Origin of the sequence: Sinimarinibacterium arenosum (assembly GCF_005047655.1) — a bacterium.
GTDB lineage: Bacteria > Pseudomonadota > Gammaproteobacteria > Nevskiales > Nevskiaceae > Solimonas.
Map to the genome: position 1 here is coordinate 397,256 of NZ_SUKF01000003.1, position 23,963 is coordinate 421,218.

A 23,963-nucleotide genomic window follows, 5' to 3' on the forward strand; every position below is an offset into this window, starting at 1 on the left:
AGAGGGGGCTGATGATCGAGCCCGCGCGTCATCTGCTGGGTCTGCTGCTGGCGCACCCGCTGACTTCGTCGGCGGTGCTGCTGGCGTCGGCGCTGATCTGGGCAGTGCTGATGCATGTTCTGGTCGACGGAATCAACGGTGGGCGCCATCCCTGGCAGCGCAGATTACGGGCACGTCTGGGGGTTGCCCCGGGCAAGCGTCTGGGCGAGCTGCGCTGGATGCTGTGGTCGATGCATCTGGTGTTGTGGCCACTGGTCGCCTGGGCATTTCTGCATCTGTGGGGTCTGCATGACGAAGGGCAGAACATCGTCGAGAAGTTCTTTGACCGCGGCTTCACGCTCAGTGGACTGACGATCGTTCCTGGAAAGCTGTTGCTGGGTACCGTCTACTTTCTCGCGCTGCTGACCTTCACCCGCTGGCTCAAGCGCAAGATCGAGCACGACTGGCTGCCACTGACGGCGATCGAAGCCAACACACGGCAGTCGCTGGCAACGCTGTTCGGTTACGCGACGTTCCTGATTGCGGCACTGGTCGGCCTGACTGCTGCAGGGTTCGATTTCACCAAGCTGGCGATCGTCGCTGGTGCGTTGTCGGTGGGAATTGGTTTCGGACTGCAGAATATCGTCAACAACTTCGTCTCCGGTCTGATCATCCTGTTTGAACGACCGGTACGCATTGGGGATTACATTTTCGTCGGGGAGACCCAGGGTTTCGTACGCAAGATCCGCATTCGTGCGACCGAACTGGAAACCTGGGACCGCGAATCCGTGGTGGTGCCGAACTCCGACCTGCTGTCCAATCATCTGCGCAACCTGAATCTGCGTGACAGCTTCGGTCGGGTCATCGTCGGTGTCGGCGTGGCCTACGGATCCGACACGCTGAAGGTCAAGCAGGTGTTGCTGGATGTGGCCTGTGCGAACCCGCAGGTGATTCGCGACGGCGAGCTAGACGGGCTCAGCGGTCCGGGGATCTACTTCGTGAACTTCGGCGACAGTTCACTGGACTTCGAACTGCGTGCGTATATCCGTGCGGTGGACAAGCGACTCAGTGTCGCCAGCGAACTGCGCTTCGCCATTGATCAGGCGTTTCGCCAGAACCACATCGATATCCCGTTTCCGCAGCGCGATCTGTGGATGCGCAACGCACCGCCATCAGCACCTGCCGCGCCAACCGACGGGATCTAGCGCTTCAGACGCTGGCCTTGATCGACAGCGCGTGAATGTCACTCTGCATCAGCTCATCCAGTGCGGCATATACCGCACGATGGCATTGCACCGGGGTCATGCCGGCAAAGGCTGGGCTGCGTATCTCGACGCTAAAATGGCCTTTGCCGCTGCGCGCGCCGGCATGCCCGGCATGCAGGTGACTGTCGTCCTCGATCTGCAGCTGCGCCGGCTGAAAAGTTGCTTCCAGGGCAGCCCGGATGCGTTCGATGCGGTCGTTCACGGCAGTGCCTTGATGAACGGCTCGACCACGACGCTGTCGAATACGCCGGCGCGCTGATAGGGATCCGCCGCAGCCCAGGCTTTGGCACTGGCCAGATCATCGAACTCGGCAACGATCAGGCTGCCGGCGAAGCCGGCGTCGCCAGGATCGCTGGCGTCGATGCGTGGTCGCGGGCCGGCCATGACCAAGCGGCCCTGGTCGATCAGCTGTTGCAGATAGGCTACGTGTTCGGGGCGGGTCGCCCGACGCAGCGCCAGGCTGTCGGACCGGTCGTGGCCAAGAATCATGTAAAGCACGCGCGGCTACTCCTCGGTCGGCAGATAGCGCTTCAGAAACGGGATGTGCGCCAGCAGGAAGGCAAACATCAGCGTCGTGAAACCAAAGGTCTTGACCTTGACCCAAGCAGCTTCAGAAAAGGCGTTGGCCACGTACAGGTTCAGCACCGCACAGAATGCAAAGAAGGCCGCCCAAGCCAGATTCACCCTGCGCCACACCGGTTCCGGCAGTTCGATCGCCTTCTGCGGCAGCCGTGCCATCAGCACCTTGTCGCCGATGAAGTGACTCGCCAGCAGCGCGATCGAGAAGATCGCGTAGATCACCGTTGGCTTGTACTTGATGAACTCCGGATCGTGGATGTACAGCGTCAGGCCTCCGAGCCCGGCGGCGACCAGTGCGGTGACGAAATGCGTCTTGTGCAGACGCTTTTCCTTGAACCAGTAAATCGCCACCAGCATAAACATCGACACGATCAGGACGGTCGTCGCGACGTAGATACCGTAGAGCGAGTAGGCGCCGAAAAACAGCAGCGCCGGAGCGAAGTCGAGCAGCATATTCATGCGGCTATTGTACGGGCTGGCGAGGGCGGTGGCTGGCGTCGATCAGCGAGCCGGGGCGTGCGAGGGTAGAATGCACGCTCCTCGCGAACCGATGAAATCCAGTGGCCGACTGGTACGAGCTGCACCCGCAGAATCCGCAGAAGCGCCTGCTGGCGCAGATTGCCGTGCGCGTGCGCCAGGGCGCCGTCATTGCCTATCCGACTGACTCCTGCTACGCGCTGGGCTGTCACCTGGACGACAAGGATGCGGCGGCGCGGCTGCGCAAAATCCGTGACTTCGACAAGCATCACCAGTTCACGCTGGTCTGCCGCGACCTGTCCGAGATCGCAACCTATGCGCGCGTCGACAATCAGCAGTTCCGCCTGCTGAAGACCTTGACACCGGGGCCCTACACCTTCGTGCTGCAGGCGACCAAGGAATTGCCGCGACGGGTTGCGCACGAACGCCGCAAAACTATCGGCATCCGCATTCCCGAGCATGTCATTGCGCAGCAGCTGCTGGAAACGCTCGGTGAGCCGCTGATTTCCTGCACCCTGCAGTTTCCGGGGGAGCAGGAGCCGGTCAGCGATCCCTCCGATTGGCGCGAGCAGCTGGATCGCAGCGTGGATGTGGTCATCGAAGGCGGTTCCTGCGGCACTGAGCCCACTACGGTGCTGGATCTCAGCGAAGGCGAGGTCACCGTCATGCGCGAAGGCAAGGGCGACGTTTCCCGGATCAGCCTGTAGCGTCGGCCGCTTCCATATCCGCCCTCCGGTCGGGCTTCCGTCGCCGGTATAATGCGCAGATGCCTATGGATATGACGCTGGTCCAGAAAATCGCGGTCTGGGCCTTACCGGTCCTGTTTGCCATTACCGTGCACGAAGCCGCGCACGGCTATGTTGCGCGCTCGCTCGGGGATCGCACCGCCGAGTCGCTGGGCCGGTTGAGCCTCAACCCGCTGAAACACATCGATCCTGTGGGTACGGTGATTGTTCCGCTGGTGCTGCTGGTGCTGGGTGGTTTTCTGTTCGGCTGGGCCAAGCCGGTGCCGGTCAACTTCCGGAATCTGCGCAATCCGCGCCGCGACATGGCGATTGTGGCAGCGGCTGGGCCGCTGTCGAATCTGCTGATGGCGTTGGCGTGGGGGCTGCTGTTGAGATTCAGCATCAGCGTTGGCGACAACAGCGGCATCTGGATCGGTCTCAGCTCAATGGCGATGGCCGGTATCCTGATCAATCTGGTGCTCGCGGTGCTGAATCTGTTGCCCCTGCCGCCGCTGGACGGCGGACGCGTGCTGGCGGGACTGGTGTCGGCTCGGGCTGCACTGATGCTCGACAAAGTCGAACCCTACGGCATGCTGATCCTGATCGGTTTGCTGGCGACCGGTGCGCTGGGCTGGCTGATCTCGGGGCCGCTGGCACTGCTGCAGTCTTTGCTGCTGCAGCTGCTGGGGCTGCGCTGAAACCTGTACAACCCTGATTGAATTGACCGACTGACGATCTCACGTGGCAACCGAATCCAAACCCGTTGTGCTTTCCGGTATTCAGCCTTCAGGGCGTCTGACCCTGGGCAACTATCTCGGCGCGCTCAAGAACTGGGTCAAGCTCAACGAGCAGTTCACCTGTTACTACATGCTGGTCGATATGCATGCGATCACGGTGCGGCAGGACCCGGCCGTCCTGAGGGATCGCTGCTATGAGTTTCTGGCGCTCTACATCGCCTGCGGCCTTGATCCGGCGTCCAATGTTCTGTTTGTGCAGTCGCATGTGCCGGCGCATGCGCGCCTGGCCTGGGTGCTGAACTGCTACACGCAGATGGGCGAGTTGAGCCGGATGACCCAGTTCAAGGACAAGTCGCAGAAGAACACCGACAATATCAACGCAGGTCTGTTCAGCTATCCGGTGCTGATGGCCGCCGACATCCTGCTGTATCAGGCCGGCGCAGTGCCGGTAGGCGAAGACCAGAAGCAGCATCTGGAGCTGACCCGCGATGTGGCGATGCGCTTCAACAATCTGTACGGCTCGCCCGAGCGCCCGGTGTTCACGGTGCCGGAGCCGATGATCCCGCCGGTCGGTGCGCGCATCATGAGCCTGCAGGAACCGACCAAGAAAATGTCGAAGTCGGATGCGGCCGAGACCAATGCGGTCTATCTGCTCGACGATCCGGACGTGATCACGCGCAAGATCAAGCGCGCCGTCACCGACATGGACAACAGCGTGCGCTACGCTCCGACGGAAAAGCCCGGCGTTTCCAATCTGATGTCGATTCTGGCCGCTACGACGGGTCAGTCGTTCGACAGTATCGTCACGCAATACGACGGTCAGGGCTACGGCAAGTTCAAGGCCGCCTGCGCGGAGGCGGTGGTCGAGTGTCTGCGTCCGGTGCAGGCGCGTTACCACGAAGTTCGCGACGATCTGGACGGTCTGCGCCGAATCCTGCGGGATGGCGCCGAGCAGGCTTCACTGCGCGCCGATGCCACGCTCAAGCACGTGCACGAAGTGCTCGGCTTCATTCCCGAATAAGGCCACAAGCCCGGACTCGCCCATGACCGAAGCGATCGAACAGGCCGAGACGAGCGTCGCAGACGAATCGTCGGCGCCGATGCCGAAGGTTCACGGGCACCGGATCGAGAAGTTGCCGGAGGATTTGTACATTCCTCCGGACGCGCTGGAAGTGTTTCTCGATGCCTTCGAAGGCCCGCTGGATCTGCTGCTGTATCTGATCCGGCGCCAGAACCTGAACATCCTCGATATCCCGGTATTCAAGATCACCCAGCAGTACATGCAGTACATCGATCTGATGCATGGCATGAAACTGGAGTTGGCTGCCGAATATCTTGTCATGGCGGCGCTGCTGGCCGAGATCAAATCGAGCATCCTGCTGCCGCGGCCGCCACCGGACGAAGCCGTCGAACAGGGTGATCCGCGCATGGAACTGGTGCGGCGCCTGCAGGAATACGAGCGCTTCAAGACTGCGAGCGAAGCGATTGAGAAGCTGCCGCGGGTCGGACGTGATGTCTTTGTTGCCCAGGCGCGGCCCGAGGTCATTCCGAAGGTCGCCCAGGTGCCGATGCCGACGGTGCGCGAGCTGTTGCTGGCGTTTCGGGATGTGATGGAGCGTACCGCGCTGTTCCGGCATCACGAGATCTCGCGCGAACCGCTGACGGTGCGCGAGCGCATGTCGAATATTCTGGCCCGTCTGCAGCGCGGTCCGGCGCAGCTGATTGATCTGATCGATCCGGAAGAAGGCCGGATCGGAGTGGTCGTGTGCTTTCTCGCAATCCTGGAGCTTGCACGCTCATCGATGTTGGATATCCGGCAGGACGGCCCGTTTGCGCCGCTGCTGTTGACGCCGCCGGGGCCGCGCCTGGCGGAAGTGGAGGAAGATGCCCATGACTGAAGACGTCGCGTTGGAACGAGCGGCCGAGCCTCTCGAGGAAATCAACGAGGCGCGCGACCGCCTGCTGGAGCGTGTGCTCGAAGCTCTGCTGATGGCCTCCGATCAGCCGCTTTCACTGGAACAGCTGTCGCGCCTGCTCGGAAATGAGCTGGGTGTCGGCAAGAAAGATCTGCGCGAAGCGCTGGCGCGACTGAGCGACAGTCTGGCCGAACGCGCGGTCGAGCTGCGTGAGGTCGCGTCCGGCTATCGAATTCAGGTCCGGCAGGATTACGCAGAGTGGGTCAGCAAGCTGTGGCAGGAAAAGCCGCCGCGGCTGTCGCGAGCCTTGCTCGAAACACTGGCGCTGATCTGCTATCGCCAGCCGATCACGCGCGGTGAGGTTGAGGAGGTGCGCGGCGTTGCGCTTTCGCCGAACATCATTCGGACCTTGCTCGAGCGCAACTGGATTCGCGAAGTCGGCGTCAAGGAAGTGCCGGGGCGTCCGTCGCTGTTCGGAACCACCCAGCAGTTTCTCGACGACCTGAGCCTGTCTTCGCTGGACGACCTGCCCAGCCTGCCGGAGATCAAGGATCCACTGCAGCTCGAGGCGGCGCTGGAGCGGCTCGGCGAGCAGTTGCATGAGGTATCGCATGTTGCCGACGCGCCGATAGCGTCGAATGCCGATGCCGAATCCCCCGAAGCGCTGCCGAACGATGGCGTGGACGTGACACTCGAAGTTTCGGTGGCAGCTCTCGTGGACGCACCGACAGAGGCTGCGACCGACGCGATCGGTACGGACGATGCGGGGGATGCGGATCCCGGCTCAGGCTTGTCCGTAGACACCGACACAGTTGAGGTCGAGGCAGAGCCGTCATCGGAACTGCCGGATGATGACGCGGCGGCCGACCTCGCCAGGGACGCTGATCCGGATGCGGATGCTGTTGATCCGAACCGGTCCTAATTGCGCTACACCTTCGGATCACACGCTCCATGGCAGAACGAATTCAGAAACTCCTGGCGACAGCCGGCGTTGCCTCGCGTCGCGAGATCGAACGCCTGATCGCCGAGGGGCGGATTCAGGTCAATGGGCAGCCGGCAGTTCTGGGTCAGGCCGTCAACGCTGATGACAAGATCCGGCTTGATGGGCGACCGCTGAATTTGTCGCACAAGACCGAGCCCACGCGGGTGCTGCTGTACAAGAAGCGTGTCGATGAAGTCGTGACGCGCGACGATCCTGATGGTCGGCGCACGGTTTTCCGCAAGCTGCCAGCACTGGAAAGCGGTCGCTGGATCGCGATCGGGCGTCTCGACATCAACACCTCGGGGCTGCTGCTGTTCACCAACAACGGTGAACTGGCGCGTCGCCTGATGCATCCCAGCTTTCAGGTATCGCGGACTTACGCGGTACGCATGCACGGCACGGTCGATCCCTCCATGATCGACCGCATGCGTCGCGGCGTGACGCTGGATGACGGTCCGGCCAAATTTGAATCGATTGTTCCAGGCGAAAACGAAGACGGTGCCGCGTCGAACCAGTGGTACCACGTCACCCTGCGCGAAGGTCGCAACCGTCTGGTTCGACGCCTGATCGAGTCCCAGGGTCTGCAGGTCAGTCGACTGATCCGGATCGCCTATGGACCGATTTCACTCGGTCGCGGCATCAAGTCCGCGGCCAGCCGTGAAGCGACACCGTCCGAATTGAATGCGCTGATGGCGGTTGTCGGCATGCAGCCTGAGGCAGGTCCTGCGGGCAAGAAAGCGCGCGGGGCTGCCGGTCCTGGCGGTAGCAAGCGCGGTCCGGTGAAGCCGATTACGGTTGGGCGGGTCTCGCGCCAGAGCGCTCGCAAGCAGAGCGAGCAAGGGTGGCCGGAGAACAAGCGCGATCGCGGGCGCGACAGCGTGGAGCGCGATGACGCCGGTGGCGCGAGGGCGCGCACTTCGCGGTCGAGGCCCGGCGGCGACAGCAGGCCGTCAGGGCAGCGTCCGACTGGTGGTGCGCGAAAGCAGAGCGGCGCTGCGGAGGGGTCTGCGGCATCCAGATCGAGCAGCAGTGCGCGTCCGTCCGCAACGCGCGCTCCGGGGAAACCTTCCGGAGCCCGTATCGAGGACTCCGGAAAACCGCGCAGCAGCAAACCGGGGATGCGTCCGTCACGCTCCGGAGCGCGGGATCGCGCGTCAGGCCCGGGTTCGCCCAAACCTAGAAAGCCGAGCCGCTGATTCCGCGGCTGTCGGGGCCGAGCAGCCACAGCAGGGCCGGCGTTGCAGTTTCTGGCACTGGCGCCTGCTCGACAATTTCGCCGGGATATCCCTTGAGGCGGTGGCCGGTACGCAGCGGGCCCGGATCATAGCTGTTCATACGCACCGAACCGGTTTGCGGTAGCTCGGCTGCCCAGGTCTGCATCAGATGTTCCAGTGCCGCCTTGGAGATGCCATAAATGCCGTCATAAGCATGCACTTCGCGCCCGTGGCGATCCGAAACGAAGACCACCGAGGCGTCTGCGGCCTGCTCCAGCAACGGCAACAGGTGACGCGTCAATGCAAACGGCGCGGTGAGATTCACCTGCAATGACTCGATCCACTCCTTGGGATCGACATCGGTCAGGGGCATGAACTGCTTGAACTGGGCGGCGCAATGCAGCACGCCATCGATGCCGCCGATTTCGGTTTCGATCGTGCTTGCTAGATCGGCGTAATCCTTCCAGCTGGCGCCGCCGAGATTGAGCGGATAGATCGCCGGGGCCGACCCGCCAGCGGCTTCGATGGCGTCGTAAACCGCCTCAAGCTTCTTCACCGTGCGTCCAAGCAGCACAACGGTTGCACCATGCGCGGCGCAGGCCAGTGCAGCTGCACGACCCAGGCCGTCGCCGGCACCGGTAATCAGGATGCGCCGTCCAGCCAACAGATCGGAAGGCGGTGCGTAGTTCACAGGTATTGCAGTCATCGGACATGGTGGCTGGCGCGAGGGGCGCTAGTTTAGCGCCTGGGCCGCGGTTGCCGCGTCAGCGCCGTTGTCTGATTTATCGCGTCAGCCAGCGCGTGACGGCGTCCGGCGACATGGCCGGGGCAACCGCCGTGCCTTCGGCATAGTCGGCTTGCAGGGCCTTGGCCAGCTCCAGCTGGGCTGCCGTCTCGATGCCACTGCAGACGACCGTCTGCGCCTGCACTTTCAGCAACTGCATCAGCGCCTGGGTGACGCTGCGGACCTTGGGTAGATCCAGCGCGCGCAAGGTCAGTTTTCCGACGATACGGCACTCATCCAGCGGGACTTCAAGCGCAGCGAGCGGGGAGGTGCCCAGATCGCCGATGCCGTTGAGTGAGAGTTTGACGCCTGCGGTGCGCAGTTGATCGAGCTGAGAGCGATGTTCGGCCTGCAGCGGATTGATCGCCGCTTCAGAGAACTCGATGATCAGTTGTGCGGGTTTCAGATCATGCGCATTGAGCATGCGCAGAATCAGATCCGGCAGACTCAGCAGCCGTAACGCGCTGGAGGGCAGGCGCAGGATCAGCAGCGGAGCATTGTCGAGCCGTTGCCATTGCGCCAGACGTTCGAGGCCTTGGCGCAGTATCCACAGACTCAAACCATGCGTCAGTCCGAGACGATCAGGGCGATCGACAAAATGGTTTTCGCTGAGGCGGCCCAGTCGCGGGTGCTCCCATACCGGCGACAGACGCAGGCGAAGTGCGCGATCGGCGGCCAGCGGCTGCTGGACCCAGTACTCTTCGCTGAGGCCATCGTTGTACAGCGCGCTGTGCAGTTCCGCCATCAGGCGCGAACTTTCTGATCGCGCATTGTCCTGTTCCGGCGCATACACCAGATGATCAAGGTCGCCGGCAATGGCCGCGAATTTGGCGGTCTCCGCGTGGCGCAGCAGTGATTCGGCATCGGCTCCATGCGCCGGATAGCAGGCGATGCCGATGGTGGTGCGGACCGACAACGGGCGCCGGCCGATGGTCAGCGGCACGTCCAGCGCGAGTTGGATCCGGTTCGCGTGATGGCGGCCTGCCGCGGCGTCACGAGCGTCGGCGATCAGGACGCCAAAGTCGTCAAAGCCAAAATGCGCGAGGAAGTCGTTGTCGGTGATGACGCTCTGCAGGCGTTCACGCAGCTGGGTGACAAATTGCCGCGCCGCCTCCTCACCGTGCGTCTGTTCAATCTCCTGGTAGTGCACGGTGTCGAGCACCATTACTGCGAAACCCTGCACCAGCTGGCTCTGGTGATGCGCGATCTGCCGATCGATGGCGGCGATCAGGGCGTGTCGGTTGGGCAGGCCAATGTTGTGTCCGAGGACCGGTGCGCGACCGAGCTCGTACTGCAGGCGATCAGCCTGCTGACGCAGGTCACGGGTCTCGTCGAGGACCAGCGCCCCGGCCTGGTACGACATGACCATGCCAATGTACTGGCCCCAGACCAGAAACAGGAACGGCATCAGGTCCAGCAGCCACAGCGCCGGATTGCGCTGCTGGACCGCCAGAATGCCTTCCCAGCTATAGGTGTCGAACTCGTAACGGCAGACCAGCAGCGTCGCCATGATGATCGCAGCGCCGGCAACACCCAGGCCGACCCAGGCATGACGATTGGCGCGTCCGCGCAGCAGGCGCGCGGTGGCGTCCAGAGTTTGCAGCGGGCGGAAGCGCGAAGGTCGGTCGGCCATACCGCCGATTCTGGCACGTCAGGCGTGCGAAGGTATCCATTTCAGCAGGCCGGTCGGCATCTCGACGATACCGTCCGCGCCCCAGCTGCCGATCGGGCTGCCGTATCCGACGTAACCCCAACCAGCCGCGATGGTGCGCATGCCTGCTGCGCGGCCGGCCTGGATGTCGCGCAGGTCGTCGCCGACGTACAGGCAGGCCTGTGGCTCCAAGTCGATGCGTTCGCAGGCCAGCAGGAGACTTGCCGGATGCGGTTTGGCGTGGGTCGCCTCGTCGGCGCTGACCACGCACGCGGCGGCGGAATCCAGCGCCAGTGCAGTCATCAGCGGACGGGTCAGCCAGCTCGGCTTGTTGGTCACGACGCCCCAGCGAAGTCCGGCTGCCCCGATCGCCTCCAGCAATGTGTCAATGCCATCGAACAGCGTCGACTCATCTGCGAGATGGGCGCTGTAGTAGTTCAGCAGCTCTTCTCTGCGCTGCGAATATTCGGGGTGCTCCGGCGCCATGCCAAGCGCGGTTTGCAGCAGCCCGCGCGCACCGGCTGATGCCACCGGGCGGTAATCTGCCAGCGGTAGCGCTGGCAGGCCCAGATTGGCCCGGACGTGATTGGCGGCGTGGCCTAGATCCGGGGCGGTGTCGACCAAGGTGCCGTCGAGATCGAACAGCACGCAGCGCAGCGGTTTGGACGCGGTCATGTGTTCAGGTGTGCGGCCGACGGCAGTGCATCAGGTAATTGACGTCGATATCGTCGGCCAGACGCGCCGAACGCAGGATCGGGTTGTAGCGCAGTCCCTTGAGACCCAGAACCTCCAGACCGCCGCTGCGCGCCCACGCGTCCAGTTCGGAGGGGCGAATGAATTTTTCGTAGTCGTGCGTGCCGCGCGGAACCACCTGGGTCAGATACTCGGCGCCGACAATCATCAGAGCGAAAGATTTCGGATTGCGGTTAATGGTCGAAAAAACCACGGTACCACCGGGTTTGACCAGGGTCGCGCAGGCCTGCACCACGGCTGCGGGATCCGGAACGTGTTCGAGCATTTCCAGGCAGCAGACCAGATCGAAGCTGGCGGGACGTTCGGCGGCCAGTTCCTCTGCGGCAATCTGGCGGTAGTCGGCGCGCAGGCCGGATTCCAGTCCGTGCAGTCGTGCCACTTCGAGCACGTCGCCAGCCAGATCGACGCCGGTTGCGGTACAGCCTGCAGCGACCAGTGCTTCGGTCAGCAGTCCGCCGCCGCAGCCGACGTCGAGCGCGGTCTTGCCGCTCAGGCCGCTGGCGCACTCGGTGATGTACCGCACGCGCGGCAGATTGATCGCATGCAAGGCGCCCATTTCGCCGCGTGGATCCCACCAGCGTGTGGCGAGGCGGTCGAAGTTTGCGATTTCGCGCGGGTCGAGATTGCTGCGAGTGGCGGGACTTTCTGAGGTCATGGTTGGATCTTATGGCGCCACTGTGCGGCTTGCGCCAGCGTGCGGGGTTCGTCGAGTGTGAGCAGTCGACGTTCGCGCATCAATGCGCGGCCGGCGACAAAGGTATGCGTGACCTGATCGCGGCTTGCGGCATACACCAGTTGTGACAGTACGTGGTAGACCGGCTGGGTAGCTGCTGCAGACAGATCGATGGCGATGAAGTCGGCCGACTTGCCTGCCACCAGCGAGCCGGTTTCGGCGTCCAGCCCCAGCGCGCGCGCGCCGCCCAGCGTGGCCATTTCCAGCGCCTGCGCTGCGGGCAGTGTCTCGGCATCACCCGCAACGGCCTTGGCCATCAGCGCCGCTGTGCGCATCTCGCCGATCAGGTCGAGATCGTTGTTGCTGGCGGCGCCATCGGTGCCCAGTCCGACATTGACGCCGGCGGCCAGCAGTCGGCCAATCGGGGCAAAGCCGCTGGCCAGCTTGAGGTTGGACTCCGGGCAATGCGCGATATGTACGCCGAGTTCGGCGGCCTGTTCGATTTCAGCGTCGTTCAGCTGGGTCATATGAACCGCAACGAAGTCCGGCCCTAAAAGACCCAGATCGCGTAGACGTTGCCACGGGCGCATGCCGCTGGATTCGGTCGCCTGCGCGACTTCGAATGCGGTCTCATGCAGATGCATGTGGATGCCGATGCCAAGCTCGTCGGCGTACTGGCGGATCTTGCGCAGCGGCGCGTCCGACACGGTGTAGGGTGCGTGCGGTGCGAAGATCGTCCGGACCAGCGTTTCGTGTTTGAGCGCGTCGTGCAGCTCCAGGCCCTTGTGGATGTACTCGTCGGCGTTCTGTGCCCATGCGGTCGGGAAATCCAGCGCGATCAGGCCGACGCAGACGCGCAGACCCGTCTCAATCGCAACCCGCGCGGTCGCATCCGGAAAGAAGTACATGTCGTTGACGCAGGTCGTACCGCCGCGAATCATCTCAGCGAACGCCAGCCGGGCGCCATCCTCGCAGAACGCCGGACTGACATGAGCCGCTTCGGCAGGCCATACATGATGCTGCAGCCAGTCCATCAGCGGCAGATCATCGGCCATGCCGCGCAGCAGGCTCATGGCGGCGTGCGTGTGCAGATTGACCAGGCCGGGCATTACAGCGTGATGCGGCAGGGTCAGGGTCTCAGCCGGCGCGTAGCGTGCTCGTGCCTCGTTCAGCGGAGTGCATTCAACGATACGGCCGCGATCCACGACAAGCGCGTGATCCTCGAGCACGCTGGCGGCAGGTTCAATCGGCACCAACCAGCGTGGTGCGACCAGCAGGTCGACAGTCTGCATGTTGAAATCGCTAGGCCCGTAAAATGATCGCGTCATTCTAGCCGAGCCTTTTCGATGCCGACCGCCGCGCAGCCTGCCGTACAGCCGATTCTGTGGTGCCGAGATCATCTTCAGCTGCTGGATCAGCGAAAGCTGCCGCAGGCGGTGAACTATCTGAGCTGCCGTGGTGCGGCGGATGTGGCCAGCGCGATCCACAGCATGGCGGTGCGGGGTGCCCCGGCGATCGGCATCGCAGCGGCGTACGGACTGGTGCTGGCGTTGCGTGCCGATGTTGATGGCTACGATCGCGCCTTCGAGACCCTGGCGGCGTCGCGCCCGACCGCGGTCAATCTGCGCTGGGCCCTGGAGCGCATGGGAGCGGTCTGGCTCGCCGGCCATGACCTCGAGGCGCTGGAGGCCGAGGCGATCCGCATTCATCAGGAAGACCTGGAGCAGAACCGGCGCATGGCCGAACTGGGCGCGGCACTGTTGCCCGCCAATGCGACGGTGCTGACACACTGCAATACCGGCGCGCTGGCGACTGGGGGACATGGCACCGCGTTGGGGGTGATCCGTACCGGCTATGCGATGAACCGCATTGTGCGGGTATACAACACCGAGACGCGGCCGTGGCTGCAGGGCGCGCGCCTGACTGCGTGGGAGCTGCAGCAGGAAGGCATTCCGGGGCAATTGGTTGCCGACGGCGCCGCCGCGCATCTGATGGCGAGCGAGAGGATTGACTGGGTCATCGTAGGTGCCGATCGCATTGCCGCCAATGGCGACACCGCGAACAAGATCGGCACCTACGCGCTGGCTTTGGCTGCGCGCGCACACGGCACGCGATTCATGGTGGTGGCGCCCAGTGGCACCTTCGATTTGCGCTGCCCGGGCGGTGGCGCGATCCCCATCGAACAACGTCCGGCGCAGGAGCTGACCGAGTTCAAGGGGCAGGCGATCGCGCCTGCGGGGTACGACGCCTTCAACCCGGTTTTCGATGTCACACCGGCGGCGTTGATTGATGCCATCGTTTGCGAGCGCGGGGTGGTGATGCTGCCGACGACGGACAAGCTGGCAGCACTGTTGCGCTGACCGCCTGCAGTGCCTTGCAGGGGCCTGAAAAAGGGGACGCCGAACCCCTGTCCGTGTTAAGATTTATCGACAAATAGAAGCGCCAATGCGGCGCCGCGACTTATCGCGACATCCTATTGATCTAAAGCTGTTTTTTGAACAGAAGGCCGTCCCGTCAGGCGGGGCCGGCGGGTATCCGATATGACTGAATTCGCCAAGGAAGTTCTCAGCGTCAATCTCGAAGACGAGATGCGGCGTTCTTACCTCGATTACGCCATGAGCGTCATCGTTGGCCGTGCGCTGCCGGACGCGCGCGATGGCCTGAAACCGGTGCATCGTCGCGTGCTGTACGCGATGAAGGAACTCGGCAACGAGTACAACAAGCCGTACAAGAAATCGGCGCGCGTGGTCGGTGACGTCATCGGTAAGTACCACCCGCACGGCGACTCTGCGGTGTACGACACCATCGTGCGCATGGCGCAGCCGTTCTCGATGCGTTACGTGCTGGTCGACGGCCAGGGCAACTTCGGTTCGGTGGATGGCGATGCGCCGGCAGCCATGCGTTATACCGAAGTGCGTATGTCCAAGCTGGCGCATGAGCTGCTTGCGGATATCGACAAGGACACTGTCGATTTCCAGCCGAACTACGACGGATCGGAGACCGAACCCTCGGTGCTGCCGACACGGGTGCCGCAGTTGCTGGTCAACGGCGCGGCCGGCATCGCGGTCGGTATGGCGACCAACATTCCGCCGCACAATCTGGGTGAAGTCATCAACGGCTGCGTTGCGTTGATCGACAATCCGAATATCGAACTCGCGGAGCTGATGCAGCACATTCCGGCGCCGGATTTTCCGACCGCGGGTCTGTTGCTGGACGCGCATGCGCTGGCTGATGCCTATGCCACCGGTCGCGGCCGCATTGTCGTCCGCGCGCGCACGCATTTCGAGAGCATCGGCAACGACAAGCAGGCGATCATCGTCACCGAGCTGCCGTACCAGGTGAACAAGGCGCGCCTGCTCGAGAAAATTGCCGAGTTGGTCAAGGACAAGAAGCTCGAAGGCATCACCGAGCTGCGCGACGAATCCGACAAGGATGGCATGCGCATGGTGATCGAGCTGCGTCGCGGCGAGAACGCCGACGTTGTGCTGAACAATCTGTTCCAGCACACGCAGCTGCAGGACAGCTTCAATTTCAACATGGTGGCGCTGGACAACGGCCAGCCACGGCTGCTGTCGCTCCGTCAGCTGCTGGAAATCTTTGTCCGCCATCGCCGCGAGGTGGTCACGCGGCGCACGCGTTATCTGCTGCGCAAGGCGCGTGAGCGCGCGCATGTGTTGGAGGGGCTGGCGGTTGCGCTGGCCAATATTGACCAGATCATCGAGCTGATCCGTCGCTCACCGTCGCCGGCAGAGGCGAAGGCCGGATTGATGAGCCGTCTGTGGCTGCCGGGCCCGGTGACTGCGATGCTGGAGCGTGCCGGCGCACACGCTTCGCGACCGCAGGACCTGGCGGTCGGCTTTGGCATCATCGACAACGCCGAGTCCGGACTGGGGTCCGCAGCGCAGCCGGGCTATCGCCTGTCCGAAGCGCAGGCTCAGGCCATTCTCGACTTGCGCCTGCATCGCCTGACCGGGCTGGAGCAGGACAAGATTCATGACGAATTCAAGCAGCTGATCGAGTCGATTCTCGATTATCTGGACATCCTCGGTTCGGAGCTGCGTCTGTTATCGGTGATTCGCACTGAACTGCTGGAAATTCAGGAGCAGTACGCGGATGCCCGCCGTACAGAGATCACCAATGCGGCGCTGAACATTGCGCACGAGGATCTGATCACGCCGCAGGACATGGTGGTGACCTTGTCGCATGAGGGTTACGTCAAGGCGGTGGCGCTGGACGAGTACCAGTCACAGAAGCGCGGCGGCCGCGGCAAGATCGCGGCGACGACCAAGGACAAGGATTTCGTCGACCGCCTGTGGGTCACGCATTCGCACGATACGCTGCTGTGTTTCTCCAGTACCGGCAAGTGCTACAAGCGGCGGGTGTTCGAACTGCCGCCGGGTTCGCGCGGTTCACGCGGGCGTCCGTTCAACAACATCCTGCCGCTGGAAGACAACGAAAAAATCAATGCGGTGTTGGCGATCAAGTCGTTCGAGGACGCCGCTCCCGGCGCCGAGGGGCCGGATCAGAAGGCGTTCGTGTTCATGGTCACGCGCCGCGGGACGGTCAAGAAGACCGAGCTGCAGGCGTTCCAGAATGTGCGCTCCAACGGCATCATTGCAGTCGACCTGCGGGTGGATGACGAACTTGTCGGCGTGGCGCTGACCGGCGGTGATCACGAGGTCATTCTGATCTCCGATTCCGGTCGCGCGATCCGTTTCCACGAGAATGATGTGCGCGGCATGGGGCGTGGCGCTACCGGTGTGCGCGGCATGCGGCTGATCAAGACTTTTGCTGGCAGTGAAGACGCCGAAGACGAGACGTCGTCCGACGACGCGATTGAGGAAGCTTCCGGCGGCGATGGCGCGCGCGTGATTGCGCTGATCGTTGCTGACGGGGGCGACATTCTCACCGTGTCCGAATTTGGCTACGGCAAGCGCACGCCGGTGGCGCAGTTCCCGCGGCGCGGACGCGGCGGTCAGGGCGTCATTGCGCAGTCGCTGTCGGATCGCACGGGGCGCCTCATCGGCGCGGTTGCCGTCGACGATACGCATCAGGTCATGCTGATTTCCGAGGACGGCATTCTGATTCGCTTCAAGACCACCGACGTCCGGACCATGGGGCGCAATACACAGGGTGTGCGTCTGATGCGTCCGGGTGACGGCGATCGTCTGGTCGGCGTTGATCGCATTGCGATTGACGACGACGAAGATGAGGCTGAAGGAGACGTCGGCGAAGTCCTTGATGAGGCTGGCGACGGCGACGCGCCGGCCGCTGAGTAGAGCCGAATACCATGTGGTCGGGGCGCCAAGGGCGTTTCCGGCTGCTGGCAGCGTTTGCAGTGTTGGCGGTCGCCTTGGTCTGTGCCGCGGCTTCGGCGCAGGCCGATCGCATTGTGTTTCTGGTCCGGCACGCCGAAGTGGCGTCAACCGGGCGCGATCCCGCGTTGAGTCCATTGGGTGAGACCCGCGCGCTTGCTCTGGCTGACATTCTGGCCAACGAGCATCCGGCACTGATCATCGTCAGCAATACGCAGCGCAGCCGCCAGACGGCGGCCGCGCTGGCTGCGCGCACCGGTGCGCGTGTGCGCGTGGTCGATGTCGACGGGAGCAGCGTGGACGCTCACGTCGAGGCGGTCGTCGCTGCGGTTCTGAATTACGTCGGTCGCGGAGCTGTTGTCGTTGTAGGGCATAGCAATACGCTGCCGCGAGTTGCTGCCGCATTGGGGGCTCCGGCGCAGCCGGATCTGGCGCGCGGATGTTTCGACGTCCTGTGGCGCGTCAGTTTACGACGTGCGGGCGCGCTATTCGAGGCGTTCAGATACGGTCGACGCTTGGCTGAATGCGAACCTTCGAGCGCCTCGGCGAAATCGAACCCGTCGAAATAAATTCATATTAAACATAATCTTATCCACCTTATATAAAGCACTCATATTGACTAACATGACCTGTTAGGTGAGAATTCACGCATGAATTTCAGCGTGCATATTGATGAGGCCACCCTCGAGCGCCTGCAGCGTGCGGTCGATCGCAGTGGCTTGACCCGCAATCGCATCATTGTGACTGCGGTGCAGGAGTGGCTGGAGCGCAACGACGAGAAAGACTGGCCGGAAGCGCTGAAGGCTCATTTCCGCAACCCCGCTCCCGAACTGACCGAGGACGCGCTCGATTTCCAGGCATGGCGCTCAGCGCTGCCTGCAGGGCCGGGAGTGCGCTGGTGAAATACCTGCTCGATTCAGATGTGCTGGCTGCAGCGGTGAAGGGACGTCTGCCAGTGGTGCTCAGGCTGGCGGAACTCAAGCCGACCGCAGTCGCGGTCTCTGTGATGGCGCGGGTTGAGGCTGAAACCGCGCTGCGCCTTCAACCGCGTGCCCAGGCGCGCTACGGGAAATTGCTGAAGGAGTTTCTGTCATCCGTGGCGGTGCTCGATTTTGGCGCGTCAGAGGCTCAGCAAGCGGTCGGACTTTCCGCCTATTTGCAGTCGGCGGGTGAATCGTTGCCCCTGCTGGATCTGCAGCAGGCCGCCACCGCACTGGCGCATCAACTTACGTTGGTGACTGATCGGGTCGCCACATTTGCTTCCGTGCCCAACCTTGATGTTGAGTGGTGGGCATAGGTGTTGATTAACATTAACTTTATATCATAAGGATCTGATATGTCACGCATATTTAACTTCAGCGCTGGTCCTGGCGCGCTTCCGCTGCCGGTCCTCGAACAAGTGCAGGCGGACCTGCTGGATTGGCGTGGCGCAGGGATGTCGGTGATGGAAATGTCTCACCGCGGCAAGGAATTCATGTCCATTGCGGCCGAGGCCGAAGCCGATCTGCGTGAGTTGATGGCAGTGCCTGCCAACTACAAGGTACTGTTCATGCAGGGCGGTGCGACCGCCCAGTTCGCCTTCATCCCGATGAACTTGCTCGGCGACAAGACCAGCGCGGATTATGTCGTGACCGGCGATTGGGGCAAAAAGGCCGCGAAGGAAGCCGGCAAGTACGGCACCGCGAATATCGCTGCCACCAGCGCCGCCGAAAAATTTACCTGCATTCCGGACCGTGCCAGCTGGAAGCTGGATCCGAATGCGGCGTATGTGCACATCACGCCGAACGAAACCATCCACGGTGTTGAATTCACCGAAGAGCCGGATACCGGCACGGTGCCGCTGGTTGCCGACATGTCTTCGAATTTCATGTCGCGGCCCGTCGATGTCAGCAAGTACGGTCTGATCTATGGCGGCGCACAGAAGAATATCGGGCCGGCCGGCCTGACGTTGGTGATCGTCCGCGAGGATCTGATCGGCCACGCCAAGCCAACGACACCGGGCGTGTTCGACTACAAGGCCGTGGCAGAAGGCGAGTCCATGCTCAATACGCCGCCGTGCTTCTCTTGGTACGTTGCCGGTCTGGTCTTCAAGTGGCTCAAGACCGAAGGCGGTCTGACGGTGATCGGTGAGCGGAATGCGCGCAAGGCAGCGCTGCTGTACGACTACATCGACAGTCAGGATTTCTATCGCAACCCGGTCAGCAAGGCGGACCGCTCGCGCATGAATGTGCCGTTTACCCTGGCAAACGCCGAACTGGATGCAGATTTTCTGAAGGGCGCCAATGCCGCAGGCCTGTCGGGTCTGAAGGGACATCGCGCAGTGGGCGGTATGCGGGCAAGCATCTATAACGCCATGCCCATCGAGGGCGTCCAGGCGCTGGTCAGCTACATGAAGGAATTCGCCCGCACACGCGGCTGATGCACTGACCTGATCCGTCGAATTCACGAACCCAATTTCGGAAACCGCACATGCTCAAGATTCAGACCCTCAACAATATTTCCGTCGCCGGACTCGAACGCCTGCCCCGGAATGCCTATGAAGTGGCTTCGGAGATCTCCCAGCCGGATGCGATTCTGGTGCGCTCCGCCAAGATGCACGATATGGAAATCCCGGCATCGGTGAAGGCAATCGGCCGCGCTGGCGCGGGCACCAACAATATCCCGGTGGCCGCAATGTCCAAGCGCGGCGTGCCGGTATTCAACGCGCCGGGCGCCAATGCCAATGCGGTCAAGGAGTTGGTGCTGGCGTCGATGTTCATGGCCTCGCGCAATATTCCGCAGGCACTGGACTTCGTACGTAAGCTCGACGGGGACAACAAGGCCATGAACGAGGCCGTCGAAGCCGGCAAGAAGAAGTTTGTTGGCTTCGAATTGCCGGGCCGTACGCTCGGTGTGATCGGTCTGGGCGCGATCGGCGTCAAGGTCGCCAACGCTGCGCTTGAGCTGGGCATGAAGGTCTACGGCTACGATCCGGCGATGACCGTGCAGAACGCTTGGCAGCTGAATGCCGGTGTGCGCCAGGCGGTTTCGGTTGACGACCTGATGTCCAAGTCGCAGTTCGTATCGGTCCACGTGCCGCTGATCGACGCGACCCGTGGCCTGATCAATGCCGACCGCATCAAGCTGATGCAGAAGCAGGGCGTGGTGCTGAACTTCGCGCGCGACGCGATTGTTGACGAGCGCGCCGTACTTGAGGCGCTCGACAATGGACAGTTGCATGCCTATGCCTGCGACTTCCCGTCCAATGCGCTCAAGGGCCATCCGCGTGCCATCTGCACGCCGCATCTGGGCGCGTCGACTGCTGAAGCGGAAGACAACTGCGCGGTCATGGTTGCCGACCAGATCCGCGAATTCCTGGAGGCCGGGAATATCCGCAATTCGGTGAATTTCCCCGAAGCGGTGCTGCCGCTGCTGCCGGGCAAGACGCGCATCTGCATCGTCAACGAAAACGTGCCGAACATGGTGGGACAGATTTCCACCGCGCTGGCCAAGCACGCGCTGAACATTGCCGACCTGCTGAACAAGTCCCGCGGCGACCTGGCCTATACCATTGTCGATGTGGACACCGATGTGCCGGCGTCCGTGGCACAGGAGCTGGGCGCGATTTCCGGTGTTCTGGCGACGCGCATCATTCCGGCGTCCTGAGTCCGGGGCGGTCCAAGGCCGCCTGGCATCAATCTGCAGGTCGCGGGCCAGTCGGCTCGCGACTTGCAGTAAACTTTGCGCCCTTTGCGCGGCTGCGCAGGTCGCTTCCAATGAATCCAAAATCTCTACCCGAAGCACGCCAACAGATCGATGCGCTGGACGAGCAGATCCAGACGCTGATTTCGCGTCGGGCGCGTATTGCACAGCAGATTGCCCACATCAAGCAGGGCATGGGCGACACCGGCGACCATTACCGGCCGTCGCGCGAAGCCGAAGTACTGAGGCAGGTGATCGCGCGCAACCAGGCTGCTGGTGGCCCGCTGACCGACGAAGCGATTGCCCGCCTGATGCGCGAAATCATGTCCGCGTGCCTGTCGCTGGAATCGCCCCTGACGGTGGCCTACCTCGGACCCGAAGGCACGTATACGCAGGCTGCAGTGCTCAAGCACTTCGGTGACAGCGTGCGTGCACGCGCCAACAGCGCCATTGACGAGATTTTCCGCGAAGTCGAGAGCGGCGCGGCTGACTACGGCGTGGTGCCGGTGGAGAACTCCACCGGAGGCGTGGTGATTCACACGCTGGACGAACTGATTCACACCAAGTTGCGCATCTGTGGCGAGGTCACGTTGCCCGTGCACCATCACCTGTTGTCCGCGGCAGACGACCTGGCAGCCGTGACCAAGGTGTACTCGCATCCGCAATCTTTCGCGCAATGTCGCAAATGGCTGGATTCAAAGTTGCCGCATGCGATCCGTGAAACCGTCTCCAGCAATGGTCAGGCGGCGCGGCAGGCGCGGGAGGAGGGCAACGGTACCGCGGCGATCGCAAGCCTGCAGGCCGGCCGCATCAATCAGCTCAATATCCTGGCGTCGAATATCGAAGACGATCCGACCAACACCACGCGCTTTCTGGTCATCGGCAAGCAGGATCCCGCCGCCACCGGCGACGATGTCACTTCCGTGGTGATGATGGCGCACCGCAGTGATACGCCGGGTGCTCTGTTCAAACTGCTGCAACCATTTGCAGATGCGGGGCTGGACATGTCCCGCATCGAGTCGCGCCCGGCCAAGGGGTCGGCGGCGCGCGACTACTATTTCTTCATCGATTTCGTCGGTCACGCCAGTGATCCCAAGGTGCGCACCGCGCTGGATGTGGTGCAGCGCGAAGCGGCATTCTTCAAGGTGCTGGGCGCGTATCCGCGAGCGGTCCTGTAAGGTTTTTTGCGGCCGGACCTCTAAGGCCGTTGCTCCAACCATCAGATTCGCCAATGAACTCGACACTTTTGAAACATGCAGGTCCCGGGGTGCTTTCGCTGGAGGCGTACTCGCCCGGCATGCCAATTGACGAACTGCAACGCCGTCTTGGCGTGGGTAACGCGATCAAGCTCGCGTCTAATGAAAATCCGCTGGGCACGAGCGCAAAAGTACGCGAGGCCATTGCCCAGACGGTCAGTGGATCGGATTTCGCACGTTACCCGGACGGCAGCGGTCACCGCCTGAAGCAGAAGATTGCGCAGATGCAGGCGATTGAACCGTCGCGCATCACTTTGGGTAACGGCTCCAACGACATCATCGAGCTGCTGGGCCGCGTCTTTCTCGGTCCGGATCGCGCCGCAATGTTTTCGGCACATGCCTTTGCGGTCTATCCGATCATTGCGCAGGCGCAGTCAGCCCGCGCAGTCGTGGTGCCGGCGCGGCCGGCTGACGACGAGCAGCCTTATGGTCACGATCTGGCGGCGTTTGCTCGCGAGCTCAAGGCCAATCCGGATGTGGCGCTGATCTTCATTGCCAATCCGAACAATCCGACAGGAACGTGGCTGAATGCCGCTGATCTCGAAGCGTTTCTGGCGCAGGTGCCGTCGGATGTGATCGTTGCGCTGGATGAGGCCTACGACGAATACATGGATCCGGCGCTGCGTGGCGATACCCGCGCGTGGCTGGACCGCTTCCCGAACCTGATCGTGTTCCGGACGTTCTCGAAAGCCTACGGTCTGGCCGCGCTGCGCGTCGGATACTCGCTGTCGAGTCCGGAGTTGGCGGATGTGCTCAATCGTGTACGTCAGCCGTTCAACAACAACAGCCTGGCGCTGCTGGCTGCGGAAGTTGCGCTGGAAGATCAGGACTTTGTGCAGCGCTCGGTGGAGCTGAATACCCGTGAGCGTGCGCGACTGACCGAGGCATTGCAGGGTATGGGGCTGACGGTACTGCCGTCGCAGGCGAACTTCCTGGCGGTTGGATTCGGGCGTGATGCCAAGCCGATCCATCAGGGGCTGCTGGAGCGCGGTGTGATCGTGCGCCCGGTTGCGTCCTATGAGTTACCGCAATTCATTCGCGTCAGCATCGGCACCGAGGCGGAAAATGACCGCTTCATCGCGGCGCTGAAGGAGGTTCTGGCGGCATGATTGCGCAGCGCCTTGCCATCATTGGCCTGGGACTGATTGGCGGCTCGCTGGCGCGGGCACTGCGCAATGCCGGTGCAGTGGCGCAGATCAGCGGTTACGACCCCGATCCGAGCCGACGCGCCGATGCGCAGCGATTGTGCGTGATCGATCGCGTATACGACCAGCCCGCCGCCGCCGTGCGTGACGCCGATGTCGTGGTGCTGTCTGTTCCGGTGCTGAACACGGCGGACGCTCTGGTCGAATGCCTGCCGGCCTGCAAGCTGGATGTCATCGTGACCGACGTCGGCAGCACCAAACAGTCAGTGCTGGATGATGTGCAGCGCGTCTGCGGCAAGCTGCCGCCGTGGTTCGTTGCGGCTCATCCGATCGCAGGCACCGAAAAAAGCGGTATCGCCAATTCGGTGCTCGACCTGTTTCGCCGGCATCGCGTGATCGTCACGCCGCACGAGGCACAGGATCCGAACGCCCTGGCGGTGATCACACGCATGTGGCAGGCAGTCGGTGCGCGCGTGGTTGAAATGGACGCGCGCCAGCACGACGAGATTTTTGCTGCGACTTCGCATCTGCCGCACCTGATTGCCTACAGCTACGTCGACATGCTGGCGCGTCTGGATGAAAAGCATCAGATATTTTCAAACGCCGGCGGCGGGTTTCGCGACTTCACACGAATTGCCTCGAGCTCGCCGCAAATGTGGCATGACGTGGTCAAGGCCAACGCCGATTCTGTTGCAGACCTGCTCGATCAGCAGATCGGTGAACTGCAGCAGATTCGTGAGCTGATTCGCGCAAAGCGCTGGGATGACATCAAGGCGCTGTTCGAGCGCGCGCGCGCCGCGCGAGAGCGCTATCTCGCGCAAATTGAATGAA

General features: G+C 62.6%; 25 protein-coding genes. 17 read left to right on the top strand and 8 right to left on the bottom strand.

The features are described 5' to 3' along the window. The first annotated feature begins 11 nt into the window (after positions 1-11). Positions 12-1,184, top strand: a complete 1,173-nt coding sequence (locus E4T66_RS08180; RefSeq protein WP_136848515.1) for a mechanosensitive ion channel family protein — start codon at positions 12-14, stop codon at positions 1,182-1,184. A 4-nt stretch (positions 1,185-1,188) separates the two neighbouring features. Here the strand turns inward: E4T66_RS08180 and E4T66_RS08185 are convergent, their stop codons facing one another. From E4T66_RS08185 to ispZ, 3 genes are read right to left on the bottom strand one after another with little or no spacing between them, the layout of a single operon-like run. After that, positions 1,189-1,446 carry a BolA family protein gene (locus E4T66_RS08185; RefSeq protein WP_136848516.1) on the bottom strand — a complete coding sequence of 86 codons (258 nt, stop codon included), beginning with the start codon at positions 1,444-1,446 and terminating at the stop codon, positions 1,189-1,191. Further along, a complete protein-coding gene (locus E4T66_RS08190) occupies positions 1,443-1,742 on the bottom strand; it encodes a YciI family protein (protein ID WP_136848517.1) in 300 nt (99 codons plus the stop codon). Before E4T66_RS08190 ends, E4T66_RS08185 begins: the two co-directional genes overlap by 4 nt. Before the next feature lie 6 nt (positions 1,743-1,748). Then, positions 1,749-2,282, bottom strand: coding sequence for a septation protein IspZ (gene ispZ / locus E4T66_RS08195; RefSeq protein WP_136848518.1), 534 nt, complete (start codon positions 2,280-2,282; stop codon positions 1,749-1,751). Between the two features lie 101 nt (positions 2,283-2,383). On the opposite strand from ispZ, the gene E4T66_RS08200 reads away from it, so the two are divergent. From E4T66_RS08200 to E4T66_RS08225, 6 genes are all read left to right on the top strand, one after another. Further along, positions 2,384-3,007, top strand: coding sequence for an L-threonylcarbamoyladenylate synthase (locus tag E4T66_RS08200; RefSeq protein ID WP_136848519.1), 624 nt, complete (start codon positions 2,384-2,386; stop codon positions 3,005-3,007). 65 nt (positions 3,008-3,072) lie between these two features. Then, on the top strand, positions 3,073-3,723 hold the full coding sequence (locus E4T66_RS08205) for a site-2 protease family protein (protein ID WP_136848520.1): 651 nt from the start codon (positions 3,073-3,075) through the stop codon (positions 3,721-3,723). A 43-nt stretch (positions 3,724-3,766) separates the two neighbouring features. After that, positions 3,767-4,783, top strand: coding sequence for a tryptophan--tRNA ligase (gene trpS / locus E4T66_RS08210; protein WP_136848521.1), 1,017 nt, complete (start codon positions 3,767-3,769; stop codon positions 4,781-4,783). Positions 4,784-4,805: 22 nt separating this feature from the next. Then, complete coding sequence (locus tag E4T66_RS08215; protein WP_136848522.1) at positions 4,806-5,660, top strand: segregation and condensation protein A; 855 nt, start codon at positions 4,806-4,808, stop codon at positions 5,658-5,660. Beyond that, positions 5,653-6,600: an SMC-Scp complex subunit ScpB gene (gene scpB / locus E4T66_RS08220; protein ID WP_136848523.1), complete on the top strand. Its 948-nt coding sequence runs from the start codon at positions 5,653-5,655 to the stop codon at positions 6,598-6,600. Before E4T66_RS08215 ends, scpB begins: the two co-directional genes overlap by 8 nt. Before the next feature lie 29 nt (positions 6,601-6,629). Beyond that, on the top strand, positions 6,630-7,856 hold the full coding sequence (locus E4T66_RS08225) for a pseudouridine synthase (RefSeq protein WP_136848524.1): 1,227 nt from the start codon (positions 6,630-6,632) through the stop codon (positions 7,854-7,856). Here the strand turns inward: E4T66_RS08225 and E4T66_RS08230 are convergent. From E4T66_RS08230 to E4T66_RS08250, 5 genes are all read right to left on the bottom strand, one after another. Further along, positions 7,837-8,580: an SDR family NAD(P)-dependent oxidoreductase gene (locus tag E4T66_RS08230; RefSeq protein WP_136848525.1), complete on the bottom strand. Its 744-nt coding sequence runs from the start codon at positions 8,578-8,580 to the stop codon at positions 7,837-7,839. The genes E4T66_RS08225 and E4T66_RS08230 overlap by 20 nt on opposite strands. A 76-nt stretch (positions 8,581-8,656) precedes the next feature. Next, the gene (locus E4T66_RS08235; RefSeq protein ID WP_136848526.1) at positions 8,657-10,291 is read right to left on the bottom strand and encodes an EAL domain-containing protein; all 1,635 of its coding nucleotides are present in this window, start codon (positions 10,289-10,291) and stop codon (positions 8,657-8,659) included. A gap of 18 nt (positions 10,292-10,309) precedes the next feature. Next, a complete protein-coding gene (gene gph / locus E4T66_RS08240) occupies positions 10,310-10,984 on the bottom strand; it encodes a phosphoglycolate phosphatase (RefSeq protein ID WP_136848527.1) in 675 nt (224 codons plus the stop codon). Between the two features lie 4 nt (positions 10,985-10,988). Then, positions 10,989-11,717 (bottom strand): bifunctional 2-polyprenyl-6-hydroxyphenol methylase/3-demethylubiquinol 3-O-methyltransferase UbiG, encoded by a 729-nt coding sequence (gene ubiG, locus E4T66_RS08245; protein ID WP_136848528.1) that lies wholly within the window; start codon positions 11,715-11,717, stop codon positions 10,989-10,991. After that, positions 11,714-13,027, bottom strand: a complete 1,314-nt coding sequence (locus E4T66_RS08250) for a TRZ/ATZ family hydrolase (protein WP_136848529.1) — start codon at positions 13,025-13,027, stop codon at positions 11,714-11,716. Before E4T66_RS08250 ends, ubiG begins: the two co-directional genes overlap by 4 nt. 54 nt (positions 13,028-13,081) lie before the next feature. Between E4T66_RS08250 and mtnA the strand changes: the two genes are divergently transcribed. The 10 genes from mtnA (at position 13,082) to E4T66_RS08300 (ending at position 23,962) form a co-directional block, all read left to right on the top strand. Further along, entirely contained in the window at positions 13,082-14,095 is a 1,014-nt protein-coding gene (gene mtnA / locus E4T66_RS08255; RefSeq protein WP_136848530.1) for an S-methyl-5-thioribose-1-phosphate isomerase, read from the top strand. A 180-nt stretch (positions 14,096-14,275) separates the two neighbouring features. After that, positions 14,276-17,014, top strand: coding sequence for a DNA gyrase subunit A (gene gyrA / locus E4T66_RS08260; protein WP_136848531.1), 2,739 nt, complete (start codon positions 14,276-14,278; stop codon positions 17,012-17,014). An 11-nt stretch (positions 17,015-17,025) separates the two neighbouring features. Further along, positions 17,026-17,619: a histidine phosphatase family protein gene (locus E4T66_RS08265; RefSeq protein WP_136848532.1), complete on the top strand. Its 594-nt coding sequence runs from the start codon at positions 17,026-17,028 to the stop codon at positions 17,617-17,619. 81 nt (positions 17,620-17,700) lie between these two features. After that, a complete protein-coding gene (locus E4T66_RS08270; protein WP_136848533.1) occupies positions 17,701-17,952 on the top strand; it encodes a CopG family ribbon-helix-helix protein in 252 nt (83 codons plus the stop codon). Beyond that, positions 17,949-18,347 carry a PIN domain-containing protein gene (locus tag E4T66_RS08275; RefSeq protein WP_136848534.1) on the top strand — a complete coding sequence of 133 codons (399 nt, stop codon included), beginning with the start codon at positions 17,949-17,951 and terminating at the stop codon, positions 18,345-18,347. The genes E4T66_RS08270 and E4T66_RS08275 overlap by 4 nt, the downstream gene beginning before the upstream one ends. Before the next feature lie 39 nt (positions 18,348-18,386). After that, positions 18,387-19,469 (top strand): 3-phosphoserine/phosphohydroxythreonine transaminase, encoded by a 1,083-nt coding sequence (gene serC, locus E4T66_RS08280; protein ID WP_136848535.1) that lies wholly within the window; start codon positions 18,387-18,389, stop codon positions 19,467-19,469. 50 nt (positions 19,470-19,519) lie between these two features. Beyond that, positions 19,520-20,695 (top strand): phosphoglycerate dehydrogenase, encoded by a 1,176-nt coding sequence (locus tag E4T66_RS08285; protein WP_136848536.1) that lies wholly within the window; start codon positions 19,520-19,522, stop codon positions 20,693-20,695. 110 nt (positions 20,696-20,805) lie between these two features. Then, on the top strand, positions 20,806-21,909 hold the full coding sequence (pheA, locus tag E4T66_RS08290) for a prephenate dehydratase (protein ID WP_136848537.1): 1,104 nt from the start codon (positions 20,806-20,808) through the stop codon (positions 21,907-21,909). Between the two features lie 53 nt (positions 21,910-21,962). Beyond that, positions 21,963-23,096: a histidinol-phosphate transaminase gene (gene hisC / locus E4T66_RS08295; RefSeq protein WP_136848538.1), complete on the top strand. Its 1,134-nt coding sequence runs from the start codon at positions 21,963-21,965 to the stop codon at positions 23,094-23,096. After that, on the top strand, positions 23,093-23,962 hold the full coding sequence (locus E4T66_RS08300) for a prephenate dehydrogenase (protein WP_136848539.1): 870 nt from the start codon (positions 23,093-23,095) through the stop codon (positions 23,960-23,962). The genes hisC and E4T66_RS08300 overlap by 4 nt, the downstream gene beginning before the upstream one ends. Position 23,963: the final 1 nt, after the last annotated feature.

Coding starts and splice junctions, on each gene's coding strand:
- E4T66_RS08215 (WP_136848522.1), top strand. CDS start 4,806: ATGACCGAAGCGATCGAACAGGCCGAGACGAGCGTCGCAGACGAATCG.
- E4T66_RS08230 (WP_136848525.1), bottom strand. CDS start 8,580: ATGACTGCAATACCTGTGAACTACGCACCGCCTTCCGATCTGTTGGCT.
- ispZ (WP_136848518.1), bottom strand. CDS start 2,282: ATGAATATGCTGCTCGACTTCGCTCCGGCGCTGCTGTTTTTCGGCGCC.
- E4T66_RS08250 (WP_136848529.1), bottom strand. CDS start 13,027: ATGCAGACTGTCGACCTGCTGGTCGCACCACGCTGGTTGGTGCCGATT.
- E4T66_RS08180 (WP_136848515.1), top strand. CDS start 12: ATGATCGAGCCCGCGCGTCATCTGCTGGGTCTGCTGCTGGCGCACCCG.
- E4T66_RS08235 (WP_136848526.1), bottom strand. CDS start 10,291: ATGGCCGACCGACCTTCGCGCTTCCGCCCGCTGCAAACTCTGGACGCC.
- ubiG (WP_136848528.1), bottom strand. CDS start 11,717: ATGACCTCAGAAAGTCCCGCCACTCGCAGCAATCTCGACCCGCGCGAA.
- pheA (WP_136848537.1), top strand. CDS start 20,806: ATGAATCCAAAATCTCTACCCGAAGCACGCCAACAGATCGATGCGCTG.
- E4T66_RS08270 (WP_136848533.1), top strand. CDS start 17,701: ATGAATTTCAGCGTGCATATTGATGAGGCCACCCTCGAGCGCCTGCAG.
- E4T66_RS08285 (WP_136848536.1), top strand. CDS start 19,520: ATGCTCAAGATTCAGACCCTCAACAATATTTCCGTCGCCGGACTCGAA.
- serC (WP_136848535.1), top strand. CDS start 18,387: ATGTCACGCATATTTAACTTCAGCGCTGGTCCTGGCGCGCTTCCGCTG.
- E4T66_RS08225 (WP_136848524.1), top strand. CDS start 6,630: ATGGCAGAACGAATTCAGAAACTCCTGGCGACAGCCGGCGTTGCCTCG.
- scpB (WP_136848523.1), top strand. CDS start 5,653: ATGACTGAAGACGTCGCGTTGGAACGAGCGGCCGAGCCTCTCGAGGAA.
- E4T66_RS08265 (WP_136848532.1), top strand. CDS start 17,026: ATGTGGTCGGGGCGCCAAGGGCGTTTCCGGCTGCTGGCAGCGTTTGCA.
- E4T66_RS08300 (WP_136848539.1), top strand. CDS start 23,093: ATGATTGCGCAGCGCCTTGCCATCATTGGCCTGGGACTGATTGGCGGC.
- mtnA (WP_136848530.1), top strand. CDS start 13,082: ATGCCGACCGCCGCGCAGCCTGCCGTACAGCCGATTCTGTGGTGCCGA.
- gph (WP_136848527.1), bottom strand. CDS start 10,984: ATGACCGCGTCCAAACCGCTGCGCTGCGTGCTGTTCGATCTCGACGGC.
- gyrA (WP_136848531.1), top strand. CDS start 14,276: ATGACTGAATTCGCCAAGGAAGTTCTCAGCGTCAATCTCGAAGACGAG.
- E4T66_RS08205 (WP_136848520.1), top strand. CDS start 3,073: ATGGATATGACGCTGGTCCAGAAAATCGCGGTCTGGGCCTTACCGGTC.
- hisC (WP_136848538.1), top strand. CDS start 21,963: ATGAACTCGACACTTTTGAAACATGCAGGTCCCGGGGTGCTTTCGCTG.